Source organism: Sphingobium sp. B7D2B, from assembly GCF_025961895.1.
In the GTDB taxonomy this organism is placed as follows: domain Bacteria; phylum Pseudomonadota; class Alphaproteobacteria; order Sphingomonadales; family Sphingomonadaceae; genus Sphingobium.
The window spans coordinates 356,500-375,080 of record NZ_JAOQOM010000001.1 but is presented as its reverse complement, the minus strand read 5'-3'; the positions used below and the strand labels follow the sequence as shown (position 1 = coordinate 375,080).

Sequence of the window (18,581 nt, the reverse complement as noted above, 5' to 3'; positions counted from 1 at the left end):
GACTTTCTTTCCGTAATAGCCCAATAAGGCCCTGTTGCGAGCCGAATGCCCGCTTCGCCCTGCCTATGGCAAGCGAATAAGGCGGGATTCGGGCATCAGCGCGGCAGCAGGCCCTTGTCGCGATAGGCCTGCGCGGTCATGGCAAGACCCGCCTCGGTCGCAATGGCCGGGCGCCAGAGATCCGCTGGCGGATGCAGTGCTGCCTTCGACACCCAGTCGGCATGGCAGAAATAAGCGGCGCGGTCGGGCGTCAGCCGCGCCTTGTCGCCGCGCAGCAGCCGGTCGATGCAGGCGCCGAGGCGAACCAGGGCGGACGGCATGGAAATGGTCCGCACCGAGGCACGCCCCACGGCGCGGCCAATGGCACGAGCGAAATCGACATGGCTCCAGCCCTCGGGCGTGCCATCGTCCACCTCATAGATCTTGCCCTGCGTCTCGCCGCCCTGCCGCGTGCCCAGCCGCACCAGCAGATTGGCCAGATCATCGACATGGATGGCTGAGAGGCGCCCACCGGGCGGGAGCAGCACAAAGCCACGCGTCGCCATCTGGAACAGCTCCAGCAGTTCGGCATCACCCGGGCCGTAGATCGCGGGCGGGCGGATCATCGTCCAGTGGAGCCCGCTTGCCTGCACATGCCGCTCCGCTTCCGCCTTCGACCATCCGTAATCGGAGAGCCCCGGCTCGCGCGCCGCGAGGCTGGAGACATGCACGAGCCGCACCACGCCCGCACGCTGCATAGCGGCGATAACGGCAGCGGTGCCGGTGGCATTGCCCGCCTCGAACCCGGCACGGGTCGGTGCATTGACTACGCCGGCAATGTGCATGACGGCATCCGCGCCGGCGACCAGCGCATCGAGCGCGGCGGCATCCTCCAGCGAGCCGGAAATCCAGCTTACGCCCTCGCGCGGCGGTTGGGGACGGCGAGTCAGCGCGCGCACGGCATGGCCGGCGGCCAGCGCCTTCTCCACCGTCGCCTTGCCGACAAAGCCGGTGGCGCCGGTGAGGGCCAGCGTGCTCAGAGCAGCACCATATAGCTGCGATGGACCATCGCGGCGCGCGGGGTGCCGCCGAGCAGGCCGGCGACCTCAGCGCTGCGCTTGCCGATGATCCGCTCGGCATCCTGGCTGTCATATTGCGCGAGGCCGCGCGCGATTACCGCGCCATCCGGCCCGGCGATGTCGATCACGTCGCCGCGCGCATAGACGCCGCTCGTCCCGGTGACACCGGCCGGCAGCAGGCTGCGGCCCTTGCGCAGGGCTTCGGTCGCGCCGGCATCGACGCTGAGCTTGCCCTTGACGGTGAGGCGCCCGGCCAGCCAGCCCTTGCGCCCGCCGCGTTTGGCCGAGGCCCGGAACAATGTGCCGCGTCCGCTGCTCTGCCAATGGCCGAGCGGCGCATCGACGCGGCCGGAGATGATCGCCAGATGCGCACCCGCGCCGGTCGCGATCTGCGCGGCCTGCAGCTTGGAAATCATGCCGCCCGATCCCATGCCCGAGGCGCTGTTGCCATCGCCCATGGCCAGCACGGCGGCGTCGATCTTCTCCACCAGCGGGATCAATGTGGCATCGGGATTGCTGTGGGGGTTCGCCGTGTAGAGCCCGTCGATATCGGAGAGCAACACCACCGCATCCGCGCCTGCCGCCTGGCCGATGCGCGCGGCCAGCCGGTCATTGTCGCCAAAGCGGATTTCCTCGGTGGCGACGCTGTCATTCTCATTGACCACCGGCACCACGCCGAGGCCCGCGAGCCGGTCCAGCGTGGCTGAGGCATTGAGATAGCGGCGGCGATCCTCAAGGTCGCCCAGCGTCACCAGCATCTGCGCGGCGGGAATATCGTGCCCGGCAAGCAGGTCGGCCCAGACCTGACTGAGCGCGATCTGGCCGACGGCGGCCGCAGCCTGCGCATCCTCCAGCGTCGCACGACCGCCCTTGGCGAGGCCCAGACGGCGCGCGCCGAGCGCGATGGCGCCGGAGGAGACCACGATGATCTCCTGCCCATCCGCGCGGCGGGCCGCGATCTCGTCGACAAGGCTGGTGAGCCAGTCGCGCCGCACGGAGCCGTCCGGGGCGACGAGCAGCGCCGAGCCGACCTTGATGACGATGCGCCGAATGGCGGCGGGCGGGAAACCGGTGAGGGCGTCAGTCATGATGAGCGGCATCCCCCACGCACTCTTCTCTCATGCCCAGAACAAACCCACCGTTCGTGTCGAGCGAAGTCGAGACACGCGAGGACAGTGCCAGCCGTGTCTCGACTTCGCTCGACACGAACGGCGCGGGGGACAGGGGAAAAGCCCCTCCTCTTCAGAGGAGGGGTTGGGGTGGTGCTGAACGATGGGGCGTGAGCGCCGCGCACACGACACCGGCGCATCACCACCCCCGCCCCCTCCTCTAAAGAGGAGGGGAGATACATCCTCAAATGGGGGACCATGGCTTGTCCTCCACCTCACCTTCCTGCGCGGCTTTCTCCTCGGCCTCGGCGCGATGCACCTCGCCCAGCATGGGCAGCACGGCGTCGAGCAGCGCCTCCATGCCCTCGCCGGTCGCGCCGGAGATGATGAACGCCTTGCCTGCGCCGGCCTTCTTCAGGTCCTTGGCGACATCTTCCATCAGCTCCTGCCCAAGCAGATCGCCCTTGTTGAGCGCGAGAAGCTGCGGCTTGTCCTCCAGCCCCTCGCCATAATTCTCCAGCTCGGTCTGCACGATGCGCCAGGCCTCGACCGGATCGTCCCCGGTCGCGTCGATGAGGTGGATGAGCACCCGGCAGCGCTCGATATGCCCGAGGAACCGGTCGCCGATGCCTGCGCCTTCCGAGGCGCCCTCGATCAGCCCCGGAATATCGGCCAGCACGAATTCGCGCCCCTTGTGCAGCACCACGCCGAGCTGCGGCTTGGTCGTCGTGAACGGATAGGCGCCGACCTTGGCCTTGGTATTCGTCACCTGATTGATGAAGGTCGACTTGCCGGCATTGGGCAGTCCGACCAGCCCCACATCGGCCAGCAGCTTGAGGCGCAGCCACACCCAGCGCTCCTCGCCCGGCCAGCCAGTGCCATGCTGGCGCGGCGCGCGATTCGTGCTGGTCTTGAAGCTGGCATTGCCGCGGCCACCATCGCCGCCGCGCAGCAGGACGATGCGCTGGCCGGGCTCGGTAAAGTCGGCCAGCACTTCGCTATAGCCTTCCTCATCTGGCTCGGAGATGACCTGCGTGCCCACTGGCACCTTGATGACGAGATCGTCCCCACCCGCGCCGGTGCGGTCGCCACCCTCGCCATGGCCGCCGCGCGGCGCCTTGAAATGCTGGGTGTAGCGGAAGTCGATGAGCGTGTTGAGGCCGGGCACCGCCTCGAAGATGATGTCGCCGCCCTTGCCGCCATTGCCGCCATTGGGGCCGCCATATTGAATATATTTCTCGCGCCGGAAGCTGACCGCTCCCGGCCCGCCCGCACCCGAGCGAATGAAAATCTTGGCCTGATCTAGGAAATGCATCGGCCGCCCATAAGGCCTTTGCCCGCAAAGGTGAAGCGCAGCCTCATACGGGCCCGCCTTCCCATGCTTCCATTTCTCCGGCGAGGCGTTACCTCAGCCGGGTTCGACTGGTGAAAGGCACGCGCGTGACCGTCATAGCAGCACGGCGATATCGCAATGGCGAGGTTGTGGGGGATGTCGACATCCACTGCCCCCGCCATGACCGGCTGCCGGCGGGCGAGTTCGTCTGGATCGGCCTGCATGAGCCGGATGCCGAAGAACTGGCTCAGGTCGGCACCTGTTTCGGCCTGCACCCGCTCGCGCAGGAAGACGCGCGCAAGGGCAAGCAATTGCCCAAGCTGGAGCTGTATGGCGACCAGCTCTTCCTGATCCTGCGCACGGCGCATCTGGAAGGCGATCTCATCGGCTATGGGGAGACCTCCGTCTTCCTCGGCGCGGACTTCATCGTCACCGTGCGCCACGGTTCGGCGCGGGCGCATTCGGAGCTGCGCGCGCGGCTGGAAAGCGCACCAGCCGCCCTGGCCCACGGCCCGGATTATGTGTTGCACGCGATCATGGACTTCATCGTGGATGGCTATTTCCCGGTCGTCGATGCGCTGGAGGAGCAGGTGCTGGCGATGGAAGCCGCCGCCGGCGAGGCCTTCCTCGACTCAGACCAGATCCGCCAGATTTTCGCGACCCGCCGGGAGATCGTCCGCTTCCAGCGCATCCTCGGGGTGATGAGCGATGTTGCCGGGCGCATGGTCAATCATGTCCAGCCGAATATCGACGAGAACATGCTGCCCTATTTCCGCGACGTGCTGGATCATGTCCGGCGGGTCGAATATCGCGTCGCCGGGCTGCGCGACTATCTGACCTCCGTCGCGGAAACGAGCAGCCTGCTCGAACAGCGCCGACAGGGCGACATCACCCGGATGCTCGCCGCCTGGGCCGCGATCCTGGCCGTGCCCACTGCCATTGCCGGCATCTACGGCATGAACTTCAGCAACATGCCCGAATTGCAGTGGCGCTACGGCTATTTCATCGTGCTGGGCGGCATCGCGATCATCTGCGCACTCCTATATCGGCGCTTCCGCAAGCTGGGCTGGCTGTGATCGGCCCGTGGCCGCACTCGGGATGAGCACGGTCACGGACCGCCAAACCCATCGCCGTCGCGCGACCAGCCGGCCGATCGATATTCAGAAGATGACGTGGCGGAGTCGAAGACGACCGGAGGGCAAAATGGTGGATTTCTGCGCCCCGGACGCAGCGTACTTCTAGTACGTGAGCACCGGAAGCGCGGGAAGCCGCCATTTGCAGGCCGTCAGGACTGAATGTCGATTGGCCTAGGCCGCGACGGGCTCGCGATCCGCATAAATTTCCACCGCCACGTCCTCGCGCATGTCGCCTTCGCCGCCCTCTTCATAGAATTGGCACAGATCGGCGCGATTGCGGCCACGGCTGTGGCGCGGCTCGGGGCGGCCCGCCGGCCGGAATCCGAGCTTGCGCAACACCCGGCCGGACGCCGGATTGTCGGTGAAATGGCTGGCGCGAATGTTGCGCACGCCCGTCGCGCGGGCGATCTGCATCACGGCCGAAGCCGCTTCGGTCGCGAAACCCAGGCCCCAGTAAGGGCGCGCGATCCAGTAGCCCAGTTCCAGCGCGCCATCGTCTTGCGTATGGATGCCGCAGGAGCCGATGAGACGCGGTACTCCCTGCGTGCGCTTCATCACCAGGAACTTGGGCTGCAGCGGATCGTGATCGCCGGCGAGGAAATCGACCGCATCGTCCAGCGTATAGGGCCAGGGTGCGCGGGCAAGATTCCGCACGATCGCTTCATCCGCGATGGCGGCATAGAGCGCCTGCGCATCTTCCGGCCAGCCGGGCCGCAGCAGAAAACGGGGGGTACGTGCAAACATGGTCTTGTCTCCGGTTCCGGGGCGCTCTGCCGCAGACAGATGACGCCTGTGAGACAGCCTTGCGAACGCTGCGAGCAACCGTGCTCCTGACGCGCCGAGGTCTATCGAGGGTCCAGGGAGAACAAGAAAAAAGGGAGGAGGGGCGATCCCTTCTCCCTTGGTTTCAGATGAACCGGCACCGGCTCACCAAGGGATCGTCCCGCTGGACGATCCCCGTTATGAATCGTCCGATTATTCGGCGGCTTCCGCCATCACGTCCACGGACACAAATTTGCGACCGAGCTTGCCGTCGTGGAACACCACGCGACCTTCGGTGAGCGCAAACAGGGTGTGGTCCTTGCCGATGCCGACATTGCGGCCCGGGTAGAACTTCGTGCCGCGCTGACGGACGAGAATATTGCCGCCGAGCACGCTCTGGCCGCCGAACTTCTTCACGCCAAGGCGCTTCGATTCTGAATCGCGACCGTTGCGCGATGAACCGCCAGCTTTTTTATGTGCCATGGTCTAAACTCCTCGAAACTTTCAGAGCATTTTCAGCAAAAGTGGAAACCGGTTTTGCGTCCGAAAATGCTCAATCAACCAAATTCAGGCTCAGGCTTCGGCGGCTGCCGGAGCGGCGTCGGCCTTCTTGGCGGCGGCCTTCTTCTTCGGCGCTTCGCCGCCGATCGCCACGATCTTGAGGATCGTGTGCTGCTGGCGATGGCCGTTGCGACGACGGTAATTGTGCCGGCGACGCTTCTTGAAGACGATCACCTTCTCGCCCTTGGCTTGGGCAATGATCTCAGCCGAGACCGTGAGGCCCTTGCTGTCCTTGATTTCCGAGCCGTCACCCGCGAGCAGGACATCGTCCAGCGTGACGGTTTCGCCGGCTTCACCAGCGATCTTCTCGACGACGATCTTGTCTCCGGCGGCGACGCGATATTGCTTGCCGCCCGTACGCACGACAGCGAACATGGGCTTAACTTCCATCAATCAAATGCTTGGCGCGAACGGCATGGCACAGCCATTTGGAGCTGTCCGCGCGGGAATGTGGCCCCTTAGTGAGGGTCGCCGGACCTGTCAACGGAAAGACTCGGATTTTCGCCGCGCAACCTCACGCGCAGCGCCGTCAAACCGACAACAGGCACCGCCTGCGCGCCATGGTTGAAGCGCTTCTCCCGCCACCCTAAATGAAAGGCATCATGCTGCGCCGACTCACCGCCTTTTTCGCCCTGATGATCCTGGGCTCTGCCGTCAACGCGCAGGCCGATCCGCGCGCCTTCCCGTCGCTGGCCAAGCGTCCGGTCGAAAGCCGCGACCGGACGGTGCCGCCGGCCCCGGCGATCAAGCCCGCCGCGACGGACCCGGCGCTCGCCACGCAGGTGGATCGCTTCACCCGCGATGCGGGCAGCGCCGACACGGCCTTTCAGAGCCTGCTCGCCGGCAGTCGCGCCAGCGTGGCAACAGGCGCAGGCGCTGCGCCCAACAGCGAGTCCTGGGTGACCGCCCAGACGGCGATCAGCGCGCTCGACAGTGCCCGTTATGAAAGCGTCGCCGCGCTCGCCGCGCTCGATACGCTGTTTGTCGAGCGGCAGGACGCGGAGGATGCCGCCCGCGTCGCCGCAGACCTTGCCGTCATCGATCCGGCCCGCCTGCGCGTGCTCGCGATGGTCGACGCGCAGAATGATGCGCTCGATGCCCTCAGGCGCCAGCTTCCGCAGCCTTGAGTGCGGCGGTGTGCAGCGCCGCCTCCTCGACATAGGCCTCCACGCCGCGCCGCATTCCGTGCAGGTCGGCCTCGCCGAGATCGCGCATATATTTGGCCGGTCGCCCGCTCCACAGCTGGCCTGAGGGCATGCGCTTGCCGGGCGTGAGCATCGCGCCCGCCGCGAGCATCGCATCCCCCTCGACCACGCAGCCGTCCATCACGATGGCCCCCATGCCGACGAAAGCGCGGTTCTCCAGCGTGCAGCCATGGATGATCGCCATATGCCCGATCAGCACATCGTCGCCGATGATCGCCGGATGGCCGCCATCGCCGAAATCGCTCTCGACATGCACGGTGCTGCCATCCTGAATGTTCGAGCGCGCGCCGACCCGAATGGCGTTGATGTCCGCCCGCAGCACGCAATTATACCAAACGCTGGCCTGCGGGCCGATCTCGACGTCGCCGATGATGACGCAGCCCGGCGCCACAAAGGCGGTCTCGTGAATCTTCGGCGCCTTGCCGTTGAAGGGAAGAATAAGAGGCCTGGTCATGACTTGTCCTCGCTCAGCGCCGTCCAGTCCGCGCGCCGCATCTCATAGATGATCGTGGGGTTGTCGGCCGCCGGATAACGGCTGTCGACATAGTCCAGATCGGCACGGCGCCGCATCCCAAGCTTTTCCATCAGGCCCCAGGAGGGCGGATTGCTGAGCGAGGTCTGCGCGAAGACCGCCGGCAGATCCCACGACCCGAACGCCCGCGCCAACATCGCGCGCGCAGCCTCCTGCGCATAGCCGTTGCGCCAGCAATCGTGCCGGATGATCCAGCCGATCTCCCACTGCCCGGCCAGCGCGGCCGGGGCTTCCGGCGAATCGATGACGCCAAGCCCGCAATCGCCGAGCAGCAGCCCGTCGGCCTTGCGCTCGATCATCGCCAGCGAGATGCCCTTGATTTCCCAATCGGCCGCGATCCGCGCGAAATTGTCCGCAATGGCCTCCGCCGGTCTGGGGCCGCCCAGATAGGCCCGCACTTCCGGCGTGTTCATATGGGCAAGCCAGACCGCCTGATCGCCTGGCCGCTCGGTCCGCAGGATCAGCCGCTCGGTTTCAGCGATCATTCTGGCCATGGCGTTCCCTCACCGGCCCGCTCAGCCGCCGAGCAGCCGGGCGGCGTGCAGCGCATGATAGGTCAGCACGCCCGTACAGCCGGCGCGCTTGAAGCTCATCAGCGTTTCCATCACCAGCGCGTCGCGCTCGCCTGCGCCGACGGTCACGGCAGCCTCGATCATCGCATATTCGCCGCTCACCTGATAGGCGAACACCGGGATGTTGAAGGCATCCTTCACCCGCGCGACGATATCGAGATAGGGCAGACCGGGCTTGACCATCACGCTGTCCGCGCCCTCGGCAATGTCCATCGCCACTTCGCGCAGCGCCTCGGCGCCATTGGCCGGGTCCATCTGGTAGCTCTTCTTGTCGCCCTTGAGCAGCCCGCCCGAGCCCACCGCATCGCGGAACGGGCCGTAGAAGGCGCTCGCATATTTGGCGGCATAGGCCATGATCTGCACATTGGCGTGGCCATCGGCTTCCAGCGCCTCGCGGATCGCGCCGATGCGCCCGTCCATCATGTCGCTCGGCGCGATGATGTCCGCCCCGGCAGCGGCCTGATTGAGCGCCTGGCCGATCAGCATCTCCACCGTAGCGTCGTTCACGACATAGCCGGCTTCATCGAGCAGGCCGTCCTGGCCGTGCGCGGTATAGGGGTCGAGCGCCACGTCGGTCAGCAGGCCGATCTGTGGCACGGCATCCTTGATCGCGCGGATCGCCTCGCACATCAGATTATCTGGATTGAGCGCCTCCGTGCCATCGTCACTGCGCAAATCATGCGGGGTGTTGGGGAACAGGGCGAGGCAGGGAATGCCCGCCGCCGCAGCCTCCCGCGCGCGCGCCACGGCCAGATCGACCGACCAGCGCGAGACGCCCGGCAGCGAGCCGACCGGCTCCTCGACCCCGCGCCCCGCCGTGATGAACAGCGGCCAGATGAAATCGGCCGGCGTCAGGCGATGCTCGGCATGAAGGCGGCGGCTCCAGGCGGCAGCGCGAGTGCGGCGAAGGCGAAGCTCGGGATAGGCAGCGTGCGTCATGCCGGCGGAATAGGCCTCTCGCGCGCCCCGATCAATGGCTGCGGCGCCGCTCGCCCTTGAGAGACGGTGGGGCGCGCCCATCCACGTTCATTCCTTCGACAAATGATATTCAATCCGTTACGCCGTCGCAAACGGCCGATATCCGGCCAACAACAGATCCAAGGGAGAGGCAGGCATGGCATCCACCGCCGCCACCACATTCAGCGCCGCGCTGGCCAGCAGGCCCGTGCGCAGGTTTCAGTGGATCACGGTCGGCATCTGCCTGCTCATCCTCGTCAGCGATGGCATCGACATGCAGCTGCTCGGCATCGTCGCACCCCTGGTGATCGCCGATTTCGGCGTGGATCGCGGCACATTCGGCATTGCGATGAGCGCGGCGCTGATCGGCTTCGGTCTCGGCGGCTGGCTGGGCGGGATGCTGGGCGACAGGATCGGGCGGCGCTACGCCCTCGCCTTCGCCGCGATCATCTTCGGCCTCGGCACCATCGCGGCAGGCCAGGCCGGCAGCGTGACCAGCATGGCCCTGTGGCGGCTGGTCAGCGGCATCGGCTTTGGCGCGGCCTATTCCAACGCGCTGACCATGGCCAGCGAGTGGCTGCCGGACCGGCTGCGGCCGATTACGGTCAGCTCGCTCTCGGTCGGCACCCCGATTGGCGGCGCCGTGGTCGGCTGGGTCGCCCCGGCCCTGTCGGATCTTTATAGCTGGCGCTGGACCTTCATGGTCTTCGGCATCGCGACGCTTTTCCTCATCGTGCTGATTATCGCCGTGCTGCGCGACAGCCCCTCCTTCCTCATCGCGCGCGGCCGCAAGGCGGAGGCGCAGGCCGTTGCCCGCCGCGTGCTGGATGAAGACATCGACCTCATGCCGGAGCGCCATCGCGCGGATGATGGCGCCGGCGTTGCCATCGGTGTGCTCCATCGCAGCAACCTGCGGATGAACATCGGCGTCTGCACCTCCTTCACCGCCTGCGCCCTCGTCGCCTATGGCATCCTCAACTGGTCCACCACATTCCTGACCGCCGCCGGCTTCACCCTGCCCCAGGCGGGCAATGCCGTCTCGGTGGCAGGCATCACCTCCATGATCGCAGCGATTGCCGCCGGTTTCCTCAGCCGGCGGCTGGGCACCCGCACGGTGATGAGCGGCATCAGCATCGCGCTGTTCCTCTGCATCGTCGCGCTCGGCTTTTTCGTCGAGACGCTCTCGCCCGTGCCGACCGAGACCGAGCGGCTGATCGTGGTCAGCCTGATCGGCGCCTCGGCGGCGGCGTTCAGCGGCGGCATCGCGACCATGTATGTCATCATGACCCATGGCTATCCGCCCTCCTGCCGCTCGTCGGGAATCGGCTTCGGCATCTTCATGAGCCGGGTTGGCGCGGTGTCGGCCAGTGCATTCGGCGGCGCGCTGCTGGAGCTGGGCAATGGCAGCGTCATCCCCTTCTTCGCAGTTCTGGCGGTCGGCGCCATTCTCGTCTCGGCAGCCTCCTTCATTGTCGACCAGCATATGCCGCCCGCCGGGCGCCCCGTCCCGCTGCCGGCCTGAGCGGATCGAGCCACGGGAACCGAATCCGCGCAGGCCCGCTTAAGGCGCATGCTGGCGCGCGCACCATTTGAGGATGTTCTGGAGGAGATCGCCTCGGGCGACCTCTCGTCCGGCTCCGGCACGGCTGCAGCCTGTGCGCTGGCGATGGGCATTGCCTGCCTGCGCAAGGCGATCGCGGTGAGCCTCCACCATCCCCCCGTCGACCCCGCCCTGCACGATTCGGCGGCGCGGCTGTGCGCCCTCCAGGATCGCGCGCTGGCCGCCGCCAAGGCGGACGCCGTCGGCTTTCCACGCCTCGTCCGCGCCCGCCCGGATGGCGAGAAAGCGCAGGCGGCGGACGATCTCGTGGCGCTGGCCGACCGCTTCACCTGGCTCTGCGCGCAACTCATGTCGGAAGCCGAGCGACTGGCGCCGCTGCTGCGCGCCAACATGGCCAACGATATCCTCGCCGCTCGCCGATTGGCCGACGCCGCCTCCGCGATCATGGAGGCCAATGGTTCGGAGAATGCAGGCGACGCCACCGAAGGCGCATAGCTCCCCTACCCAAGCGCCGCTGCGCTTGCTAATCGCGCGGCATGACAGATTTTCGCGATCCGCTGGACAGCATCAAGGACCACCCCTTCGATTCAGCCCTGTCCGAGCGATATCTGGTCTATGCGCTCTCCACGATCACCGCGCGCTCGCTGCCCGATCTGCGCGACGGCTTGAAGCCGGTCCACCGCCGCCTGCTGTGGGCAATGCGCCTCTTGCGGCTCGAACCGAGCGGGCCGGCGCCGGATATTCTGGTCGCCAATCCCGAGCGGAACACCACCAGCTACAAGAAATGCGCCCGCGTCGTGGGCGACGTCATCGGCAAATATCACCCGCATGGCGACGCCTCTGTCTATGACGCGATGGTCCGGCTGGCGCAGGACTTCTCCCTGCGCACCCCGCTGGTCGACGGGCAGGGCAATTTCGGCAATATCGATGGCGATAACGCCGCCGCCATGCGCTACACCGAGGCGCGGCTGACGCAGGCCGCTGCCGATCTGATGGCCGGCCTCGACCATGGCACCGTCGATTTCCGCCCGACCTATAATGGCGAGGAGGAAGAGCCCGAGGTCTTCCCCGGCCTGTTCCCCAATCTGCTCGCCAATGGCGCCAGCGGCATCGCGGTGGGCATGGCGACCAGCATTCCGCCGCACAACGTCGCCGAGGTGATCGATGCGGCCACCCTGCTGATCGACCAGCCGGAGGCCGATCACGCCCAGCTCATGCAGTATATGAGAGGGCCGGATTTCCCGACCGGCGGCGTGCTCGTCGATCCGCCCTCGGTGATTTCGGACGCCTATGCGACCGGCCGGGGCAGCATGCGCCTGCGCGCCCGCTGGCACCGCGAGGATGAAGGGCGCGGCACCTGGATCGCGGTGATCGACGAGATTCCCTATGGCGTCGCCAAGGGCAAGCTGATCGAGCAGATCGCCCAGCTCATCGCCGACAAGAAGCTGCCGATCCTCGCCGACGTGCGCGACGAGTCGGATGAGGTTCTGCGCATCGTGCTGGAGCCCCGCGCCCGCACGGTGGACCAGGACGTGCTGATGGACAGCCTGTTCCGTCTCACCGATCTGGAAAGCCGCTTCCCGCTCAACATGAACGTGCTGGATGCCAGCCACACGCCGCGCGTCATGGGCCTGCGCGATCTGCTGACCGAATGGCTCAAGCACCAGATCGAGGTGCTGGTCCGCCGCGCCCGGCACCGCATCGAGCAGATCGACAACCGGCTGGAGCTGCTCGACGGCTATATCATCGCCTATCTCAACCTCGACCGGGTGATCGAGATCATCCGCAGCGAGGATGAGCCCAAGCCGGTGATGATGGCGGAGTTCCAGCTGACCGACCGGCAGGCCGAGGCGATCCTCAACATGCGGCTGCGCTCGCTGCGCAAGCTGGAGGAGATGGAGCTGCGGCGCGAGCGCGACGACCTCGCCGCCGAACGCGAAGATCTGCACAAGCTCGTCGAATCGCCCGCCCGCCAGCGCACCCGCCTCAAGCGCGACCTTGCCGATCTGCGCAAGCGCTACACGCCGGAAAAGGGCATCGGCGCACGACGAACCGGGCTGGAGCAGGCCGGGCCGGCGCGCGAAATTCCGCTGGAGGCGATGATCGAGCGCGAGCCGATCACCGTCATCATGTCCCAACGCGGATGGATTCGCGCGATGAAGGGCCATGCCGATCTCACCGCCACCGATGCGCTCAAGTTCAAGGAAGGCGACGGCCCGGCCTATGCCTTCCACGCGCAGACCACCGACAAGCTGCTGCTCGCCGGATCGGATGGGCGCTTCTACACGCTGGGCGCTGACAAGCTGCCGGGCGGGCGCGGGTTTGGCGAGCCGGTGCGGCTGATGATCGACCTCGCCAACGAGACCGACATCGTCGCGCTGTTGCCGGCCAAGGCGGACGGCAAACTGCTGCTCGCCGCCAGCGACGGGCGCGGCTTCATCGCCGCGATGAGCGAGATCATCGCTGAGACCCGCAAGGGCCGGCAGGTGGTGAACCTCAAGGCCGGCGCCCAGCTCAAGGTCGTGCGGCCGGTGGCACCGGGGGCCGATTCGGTCGCCGTCATCGGCGAGAATCGCAAGCTGGTCATCTTCTCGCTCGCCGAACTGCCGGAAATGGCGCGCGGACAGGGCGTCACCCTGCAGCGCTACAAGGATGGCGGCCTCTCCGACGCGATGACGCTTACGCTGGCGCAGGGCCTCTGCTGGACGATGGGCGGGGACAGCGGCCGGACTCGCACCGAAACCGACCTGCTCTCCTGGCGCGCGGCCCGCGGCGCTGCCGGGCGCATGCCGCCCAACGGCTTCCCCCGCGACAACCGATTCGACTGACCCATCAGCGCACAAATCCTCCTTTTCCCGTCACGGGACGAGGGGGACTGTTGCAGCATCAACAAAAATAGCGGCTTGCGCCAGACTTTCAGCCTTAATTTACCATGGGCCGTTAAGCCGGCGATCCATGACGGCAAGCGCAAAACGCGAGGCGGACCATGTAGAGGAAGCGGCACGCCCGCGGCCTTCGCCCTTTGACGCCTCCATGACAGCGCCCTTGCCGGCGGTTGAGGACCTGCGCGGCTATACCGCCTTCCTCAAGGCGCTGCCCTACCCGGCCGCACTGTTGACCCAGTCCCCCTCAGGCCTGCACGTTCTGGTCGGCAATGCGGAGTTTTTCAGCTTCGTCGAGGATCAGGCCGCCAACGAATTGCTCGACTGCGAGGACAGCCAGCGCAGGCAGCGCAACTGGCGGCACCGCGCGCAGGCGATGTTCGATTCGCAGCGCCGCTCCGACCGCTTCGAGCTGGAATTTCATGACCGGCTCGGGCTGCGCGCCTACAGCTGCTCGCTGACCTGGGTGGAGGAAGACGATGCGCAGCCCGCCCGGCTGGTGCTCTTCACCGCCACGGACCGCACCAGCGAGCGCAACGCGGAAAGCACATTGCGCAAGGAGCTGATGACGGACAGCCTGACCTCGCTGCCCAACCGCATCGGCTTTGTGGAGCAGATCGAAGGCCTCGCCGAAAACGGCCGCCCGGCCGCGAGCAAGGCGACCTATGCGATCATCGGCTTCGATCTCGTGCGGTTCAGCCGCATCAACGAATCGCTGGGCGCCATGGCAGGTGACGAGCTGATCATCACCGTCGCGCGGCGCGTCAAATCCGTGCTGCGGGCGGGCGACGTGCTGGCCCGAATCGGCGGCAACGAGTTCGCCATCTTCGCCCATGTCGGCCACGGCCTGTCCGAAGTGCTCCAGATCGCCGAGCGGGTGCGCAAGGCATTCGAGGCACCAATCCGCCTCTCCACCTATCTCATCAACGTCGAGGTCGCGTTGGGCTGCGCGCTGGCGCAGGAAGACAGCGACGATATCGAGCGGCTGCTCCGCCAGGCGCAGGCGGCGGTGAAGCGCGCCAAGAAATCCGGCGCGCTGGAGGTCTACCGCGCCAACGTCCTCCGCGAGGCGCTCAAGCGCTTCACGCTGGAGAACCGCCTGCGCGAGGCGATCGACAATGGCGAGCTGACCATGGTGTTCCAGCCGCTCATCAACCTGCAGACCGGCGCGGTGAAGGGCTTCGAGGCACTCACGCGCTGGGAAGATTCGGTGCTGGGGCAGGTCTCTCCCAATGAGTTCATCCCGGTCGCCGAGGAATCGGGGCTGATCGTGCCGCTCGGGCGCTGGGCGATGTGCGAATGCGTGCAGACCCTCGCGGACTGGGACAGGCGGTTCGGGGAAACCCTGCCGATCACCATGAACGTCAACCTCTCACCGGTGCAGATGGTGCGCGACAATGTGCCCCGCGCGGTGGAGGAAGCGCTGCGCTATGCCGGCATTGCCGGCAACCGCCTGATCATCGAGCTGACCGAAAGCGCGCTCATCGCCGACCCGGATAAGACCCGGCAGTTGCTGGGCGCGCTGCAGGCGATGGACGTCACGGTGGCGATGGACGATTTCGGCACCGGCTTTTCCAACCTCGCCAGCCTCCAGTCGCTCCCCATTGACGTGCTCAAGATCGACCGCAGCTTCGTGACAGACATGATCGGCGACGCCGACAAGATCGCCATCGTCCGCGCCATCGTCAGCCTCGCCGGCGCGCTCGGCATGGAAACCACGGCGGAAGGCATCGAGACGCCGGACATGGCCGATGCCCTGCGCAAGCTCGGCTGCCATTTCGGCCAGGGCTATCACTTCGCGCGCCCCCTGCCGCCGCAGGAGGCCTTCCACTACTGGCTGGAGCGCAGCGCCGCCCCCACCATCTGACGCGCCATCTCGCGCGTCTCATCCGGCGCGGGAAAGCCCCGGTCGATCCACGCTCTCTCCAGCGCCTGAAGCGTCCGCGCCACCAGCGGGCCGGCCGTCAGCCCCATCGCAATCAGATCGCCGCCCGAAAGCGGCAGGCGCGGCGCCTGCCAGCCGATCAGCGCGGGCGCGCAGTCGGGCGAAAAGGCCCGGCCCAGCAGGATGTGATCGACCGCGCTGTCCTCGCCCAGCGCATAGGCCAGCGCGTGCGGAGTGGCCGCCGAGGTCGGCGTGGCCGCCGCACGCAAACGCTGCCGCGCCTTGTTGGAGAGGCGCAGACGCGCGCCGACCTGATCGGCCAGCGCGCCATCGGGCGGAAGCAGCGCCGCCAGACGACGCAAGCCAGCCGGCGCGATGCCCGTCGCCTGCTCGGCGGCGATCAGCGCGCGCAAGGCGGCTACGCCATGGGCATCGATCTCCGGCAGCACGGATGCCAACACCCCATCGCCCACCATCGCCGCGATCACGTCCGCCGGGTCGGGCAGACCGAGCAGCTTGAGCATCTCGTCCGCGACGCGCTCGCGAGAGAGCGCCATGAGGCTGGTCGCGTGCGCCACGCAGGCGCGATAATCCGGCGTGTCGCGATCCAGCGTGCCGAACCGGGCCGTAAAGCGGAAATAGCGCAGGATGCGCAGATGATCCTCGGCGATTCGCTGATTGGGATCGCCGATGAAGCGCACGCGGCGAGCCAGCAGATCGGCGCGCCCGTCGAAATAATCGGACAAGGCGCCACTGGCGGGATCGGCATAAAGCGCGTTCATCGTGAAGTCGCGGCGGGCCGCGTCATCTCGCCAATCCGTGCCGAAGGCGACCGTGGCCCGGCGCCCGTCGGTGGAAACATCCCGGCGCAATGTGGTGATCTCAATCGGGCGATGATCGAGAATGGCAGTGATCGTGCCATGCACAATGCCGGTCGGCACGGCGCGCAGGCCAGCGGCCTTCACCCGGCGGACCACCTCCTCCGGCAGATGGACGGTCGCGATGTCGATATCCTTGACCGCGATGCCCAGCAGCGCGTCCCGCACCGCGCCGCCGACGAAGCGGGCTTCGCCTTGGTCTGCGCCCAGCGCCTCGCAGAGCGCCAGCAGGCCCGGCCAGGCCCGCCATTCGGCATCGGGGAGCCGCTCGGGGAGGGGCGCGCTCATGCGGCCGCCTCGATGCGCCGGGCAAGGTTGACCAGCATCGCTGCCGTCACGCCCCAGATGCGGTGCTCCTGCCACAGAAACTCGTAATAGCTGCGCGTGCCGCCTTCCCAGTCCACGGTGCGCAACGCCCGGTTGGTCGGATCGAGCAGAAAATCGAGCGGCACCTCGAAGATGGCGTCAACCTCCGCCTCGGAAGGCCGCAACGCCAGATCGGGCGGGACGATGCCGACAATCGGCTCGATCTCGAACCCCGTGCCGGTGCGGAAGCGATCCGAGCGGCCCATCACCTCCACCGCCTCGGGCGGCAGCGCGATTTCCTCATGCGCCTCGCGCAGCGCCGCCTCCACCGCGTCGCGATCACCCGGGTCCAGCCGGCCACCGGGAAAGGCGACCTGCCCGGCATGGGCGCGCAGCCCCGCGTGGCGCAGGGTGAAGATCATGCCCGGATCGGGACGGTCCGTGACCGCGATCAGCACCGCTGCCGGCGTGAACGGCCCCTCCGGCTCGGGCCGGTTGCGATACAGGAAGAAATCATGCGTATGCGCCGAGTCGAATTCCGGCCGCAGCGAGGCGGTCAGCCGGTCCCGCCAGCTCATGCCGTCGTCTCCAGCGCGTGAAAGATGCCGCCGCTCCACAGGCCCAGAGGATCGTGCCCCTCCGCAATGGCAAGATCGGCCAGCGCATAATAGACCGGGCGGATCAGCCGGGCCCGCAGCCCTGCCTCCAGCCCGAGCGCAGGACGCGGCCCCGCCGCATTCTCTTCCATCCCCAGCGGATGGGCGCCGTCAGCCGTGATCCACTGCCCGGTCGCCCCAATGCGGAACCGCAGCGTGCGCGCCTGCCCTTCCCCGTCGCTCGCCATTTCCACCGCGAACAAAGGCGCGTCCTCGACCTCGATGTCGAGCATCTCGACCGGGGTCACCAGCACATGCCGCCCGTCCGGCTCGCGCCGCAACAGGCGCGCGAACAGGCTCACCAGTTCGGGGCGGCGGATTTCGCGCTCTTCATGAAACCAGCGGCCCTGCGCATCGATTCGCATAGCGCTGGGCCCGCAGCGCGTGGGCGACCAGTCCATGACCGGATAGGGCCGCGCCGGATCGGCATCCTGCGGGACGCCGGCAATGGGCAGATCGGAACCGGGATCGAGAGGCGCAACCATGCGCTGCAGATAGGCAAGGCCAGCCGGCTTGGCAAAGGGCGTCTCGCACCGGTGCCACGCGGCGTCGGCCCGGATCAGCGCGCTCAGACCGCCGGCGTGGCCGTCGCCCCCGCCACCAGGGCAGTGCCGCGCGGGCCAAGACTGCCAGCGGAGGGCAGCGCCACGCCGGGCGCCGCGCGGGTCAGCAAGCGGTGCCGCTCGACCGGACCGGGCACCGCCCAATCCCCCGTTACATCGGCCGTAAAGCCCCAGAAGCGGCCGTAATATTCAGGATCGCCGATCATCACCAGCGGATCGCCCGGATGCAGATCGACGGTTTCGATCAGCCGGTCCATAAGCGCACGGCCGGTGCCATGGCGCTGCATCGCGGGGACCACCGCGACCGGCCCGACCATGATCAGCGGTGTCTCGCGACCGTCCGGGCCGTGCAGCGCCACTGGCCAGCTCTGCAGCGTGCCGATCAATTGCCCGTCCGAATCGAAGGCGGCGAAGGAGAGGTCCGTGAACCAGGCCATGCCCAGGCGGATGCGATAGGCCGTGCGGCCGTGGCGCGCCGGGCCAAATGCCGCATCGAGCAGCGCGGTGATGGCCGCGTCTCCGGTTCCTGCCAGCTCGCCGATCCGTGTCACCGCTTGCCGTCCGCCTTCCAAGCGGGCAATAGCGCCCGAGGCGGCGGCCTTTAGCGCTTCACGCCCAAATGAAA

19 protein-coding genes are annotated in these 18,581 nt (G+C 67.2%); 6 read left to right on the top strand and 13 right to left on the bottom strand.

What is annotated here, in order from left to right; all coding sequences use genetic code 11:
* Positions 1-95: 95 nt before the first annotated feature.
* The 3 genes from M2341_RS01710 to obgE form a co-directional block, all read right to left on the bottom strand.
* Positions 96-1,019 carry an NAD-dependent epimerase/dehydratase family protein gene (locus M2341_RS01710; protein ID WP_264585963.1) on the bottom strand — a complete coding sequence of 308 codons (924 nt, stop codon included), beginning with the start codon at positions 1,017-1,019 and terminating at the stop codon, positions 96-98.
* Positions 1,016-2,146, bottom strand: a complete 1,131-nt coding sequence (gene proB / locus M2341_RS01705; protein WP_264583991.1) for a glutamate 5-kinase — start codon at positions 2,144-2,146, stop codon at positions 1,016-1,018. The genes M2341_RS01710 and proB overlap by 4 nt, the downstream gene beginning before the upstream one ends.
* 265 nt (positions 2,147-2,411) lie before the next feature.
* On the bottom strand, positions 2,412-3,482 hold the full coding sequence (obgE, locus tag M2341_RS01700; protein ID WP_181560910.1) for a GTPase ObgE: 1,071 nt from the start codon (positions 3,480-3,482) through the stop codon (positions 2,412-2,414).
* A 125-nt stretch (positions 3,483-3,607) separates the two neighbouring features.
* Here obgE and M2341_RS01695 point away from each other — a divergent pair, with 125 nt between their 5' ends.
* Positions 3,608-4,576, top strand: a complete 969-nt coding sequence (locus M2341_RS01695) for a magnesium and cobalt transport protein CorA (RefSeq protein WP_181560911.1) — start codon at positions 3,608-3,610, stop codon at positions 4,574-4,576.
* Between the two features lie 231 nt (positions 4,577-4,807).
* On the opposite strand, the gene M2341_RS01690 is transcribed toward M2341_RS01695, so the two are convergent.
* From M2341_RS01690 to rplU, 3 genes are all read right to left on the bottom strand, one after another.
* Entirely contained in the window at positions 4,808-5,380 is a 573-nt protein-coding gene (locus tag M2341_RS01690) for a GNAT family N-acetyltransferase (RefSeq protein WP_264583990.1), read from the bottom strand.
* Positions 5,381-5,611: 231 nt separating this feature from the next.
* Positions 5,612-5,881 (bottom strand): 50S ribosomal protein L27, encoded by a 270-nt coding sequence (gene rpmA, locus M2341_RS01685; protein ID WP_181560913.1) that lies wholly within the window; start codon positions 5,879-5,881, stop codon positions 5,612-5,614.
* Positions 5,882-5,971: 90 nt separating this feature from the next.
* Positions 5,972-6,334, bottom strand: coding sequence for a 50S ribosomal protein L21 (gene rplU / locus M2341_RS01680; protein WP_181561558.1), 363 nt, complete (start codon positions 6,332-6,334; stop codon positions 5,972-5,974).
* A 227-nt stretch (positions 6,335-6,561) separates the two neighbouring features.
* On the opposite strand from rplU, the gene M2341_RS01675 reads away from it, so the two are divergent.
* The gene (locus M2341_RS01675; protein ID WP_264583989.1) at positions 6,562-7,086 is read left to right on the top strand and encodes a hypothetical protein; all 525 of its coding nucleotides are present in this window, start codon (positions 6,562-6,564) and stop codon (positions 7,084-7,086) included.
* On the opposite strand, the gene M2341_RS01670 is transcribed toward M2341_RS01675, so the two are convergent.
* The 3 genes from M2341_RS01670 to hemB are packed head-to-tail and all read right to left on the bottom strand — an operon-like array spanning position 7,061 to position 9,207.
* On the bottom strand, positions 7,061-7,618 hold the full coding sequence (locus tag M2341_RS01670) for a gamma carbonic anhydrase family protein (protein WP_264583988.1): 558 nt from the start codon (positions 7,616-7,618) through the stop codon (positions 7,061-7,063). The two genes, M2341_RS01675 and M2341_RS01670, sit on opposite strands and share 26 nt — an antisense overlap.
* Complete coding sequence (locus tag M2341_RS01665; RefSeq protein WP_264583987.1) at positions 7,615-8,190, bottom strand: GNAT family N-acetyltransferase; 576 nt, start codon at positions 8,188-8,190, stop codon at positions 7,615-7,617. Before M2341_RS01665 ends, M2341_RS01670 begins: the two co-directional genes overlap by 4 nt.
* Before the next feature lie 21 nt (positions 8,191-8,211).
* Complete coding sequence (gene hemB / locus M2341_RS01660) at positions 8,212-9,207, bottom strand: porphobilinogen synthase (protein ID WP_181561559.1); 996 nt, start codon at positions 9,205-9,207, stop codon at positions 8,212-8,214.
* A 175-nt stretch (positions 9,208-9,382) separates the two neighbouring features.
* Here hemB and M2341_RS01655 point away from each other — a divergent pair, with 175 nt between their 5' ends.
* The 4 genes from M2341_RS01655 (at position 9,383) to M2341_RS01640 (ending at position 15,535) form a co-directional block, all read left to right on the top strand.
* Positions 9,383-10,747: an MFS transporter gene (locus M2341_RS01655; RefSeq protein WP_264583986.1), complete on the top strand. Its 1,365-nt coding sequence runs from the start codon at positions 9,383-9,385 to the stop codon at positions 10,745-10,747.
* Positions 10,748-10,795: 48 nt separating this feature from the next.
* Positions 10,796-11,281 carry a cyclodeaminase/cyclohydrolase family protein gene (locus M2341_RS01650; protein WP_264583985.1) on the top strand — a complete coding sequence of 162 codons (486 nt, stop codon included), beginning with the start codon at positions 10,796-10,798 and terminating at the stop codon, positions 11,279-11,281.
* Between the two features lie 41 nt (positions 11,282-11,322).
* Positions 11,323-13,614: a DNA topoisomerase IV subunit A gene (parC, locus tag M2341_RS01645; protein WP_264583984.1), complete on the top strand. Its 2,292-nt coding sequence runs from the start codon at positions 11,323-11,325 to the stop codon at positions 13,612-13,614.
* 205 nt (positions 13,615-13,819) lie between these two features.
* On the top strand, positions 13,820-15,535 hold the full coding sequence (locus tag M2341_RS01640) for a putative bifunctional diguanylate cyclase/phosphodiesterase (protein ID WP_264583983.1): 1,716 nt from the start codon (positions 13,820-13,822) through the stop codon (positions 15,533-15,535).
* Here M2341_RS01640 and M2341_RS01635 read toward each other — a convergent pair.
* The 4 genes from M2341_RS01635 to M2341_RS01620 form a co-directional block, all read right to left on the bottom strand.
* Positions 15,499-16,719 (bottom strand): CCA tRNA nucleotidyltransferase, encoded by a 1,221-nt coding sequence (locus tag M2341_RS01635; protein WP_264583982.1) that lies wholly within the window; start codon positions 16,717-16,719, stop codon positions 15,499-15,501. The genes M2341_RS01640 and M2341_RS01635 overlap by 37 nt on opposite strands.
* Positions 16,716-17,315, bottom strand: a complete 600-nt coding sequence (locus M2341_RS01630; protein WP_264574110.1) for a CoA pyrophosphatase — start codon at positions 17,313-17,315, stop codon at positions 16,716-16,718. Before M2341_RS01630 ends, M2341_RS01635 begins: the two co-directional genes overlap by 4 nt.
* Positions 17,312-17,878 carry a DUF1285 domain-containing protein gene (locus M2341_RS01625; protein WP_264583981.1) on the bottom strand — a complete coding sequence of 189 codons (567 nt, stop codon included), beginning with the start codon at positions 17,876-17,878 and terminating at the stop codon, positions 17,312-17,314. The genes M2341_RS01630 and M2341_RS01625 overlap by 4 nt, the downstream gene beginning before the upstream one ends.
* A gap of 83 nt (positions 17,879-17,961) precedes the next feature.
* Positions 17,962-18,507, bottom strand: coding sequence for a GNAT family N-acetyltransferase (locus tag M2341_RS01620; protein WP_264583980.1), 546 nt, complete (start codon positions 18,505-18,507; stop codon positions 17,962-17,964).
* Between the last annotated feature and the right edge of the window lie 74 nt (positions 18,508-18,581).

Excerpts from the sequence above, each read along its gene's own strand:
- M2341_RS01650 (WP_264583985.1), top strand. The coding sequence starts at position 10,796 with ATGCTGGCGCGCGCACCATTTGAGGATGTTCTGGAGGAGATCGCCTCG.
- proB (WP_264583991.1), bottom strand. The coding sequence starts at position 2,146 with ATGACTGACGCCCTCACCGGTTTCCCGCCCGCCGCCATTCGGCGCATC.
- M2341_RS01670 (WP_264583988.1), bottom strand. The coding sequence starts at position 7,618 with ATGACCAGGCCTCTTATTCTTCCCTTCAACGGCAAGGCGCCGAAGATT.
- parC (WP_264583984.1), top strand. The coding sequence starts at position 11,323 with ATGACAGATTTTCGCGATCCGCTGGACAGCATCAAGGACCACCCCTTC.
- M2341_RS01665 (WP_264583987.1), bottom strand. The coding sequence starts at position 8,190 with ATGGCCAGAATGATCGCTGAAACCGAGCGGCTGATCCTGCGGACCGAG.
- rplU (WP_181561558.1), bottom strand. The coding sequence starts at position 6,334 with ATGTTCGCTGTCGTGCGTACGGGCGGCAAGCAATATCGCGTCGCCGCC.
- M2341_RS01630 (WP_264574110.1), bottom strand. The coding sequence starts at position 17,315 with ATGAGCTGGCGGGACCGGCTGACCGCCTCGCTGCGGCCGGAATTCGAC.
- M2341_RS01655 (WP_264583986.1), top strand. The coding sequence starts at position 9,383 with ATGGCATCCACCGCCGCCACCACATTCAGCGCCGCGCTGGCCAGCAGG.
- M2341_RS01675 (WP_264583989.1), top strand. The coding sequence starts at position 6,562 with ATGCTGCGCCGACTCACCGCCTTTTTCGCCCTGATGATCCTGGGCTCT.
- M2341_RS01625 (WP_264583981.1), bottom strand. The coding sequence starts at position 17,878 with ATGGTTGCGCCTCTCGATCCCGGTTCCGATCTGCCCATTGCCGGCGTC.
- hemB (WP_181561559.1), bottom strand. The coding sequence starts at position 9,207 with ATGACGCACGCTGCCTATCCCGAGCTTCGCCTTCGCCGCACTCGCGCT.
- M2341_RS01690 (WP_264583990.1), bottom strand. The coding sequence starts at position 5,380 with ATGTTTGCACGTACCCCCCGTTTTCTGCTGCGGCCCGGCTGGCCGGAA.
- rpmA (WP_181560913.1), bottom strand. The coding sequence starts at position 5,881 with ATGGCACATAAAAAAGCTGGCGGTTCATCGCGCAACGGTCGCGATTCA.
- obgE (WP_181560910.1), bottom strand. The coding sequence starts at position 3,482 with ATGCATTTCCTAGATCAGGCCAAGATTTTCATTCGCTCGGGTGCGGGC.
- M2341_RS01635 (WP_264583982.1), bottom strand. The coding sequence starts at position 16,719 with ATGAGCGCGCCCCTCCCCGAGCGGCTCCCCGATGCCGAATGGCGGGCC.
- M2341_RS01640 (WP_264583983.1), top strand. The coding sequence starts at position 13,820 with ATGACAGCGCCCTTGCCGGCGGTTGAGGACCTGCGCGGCTATACCGCC.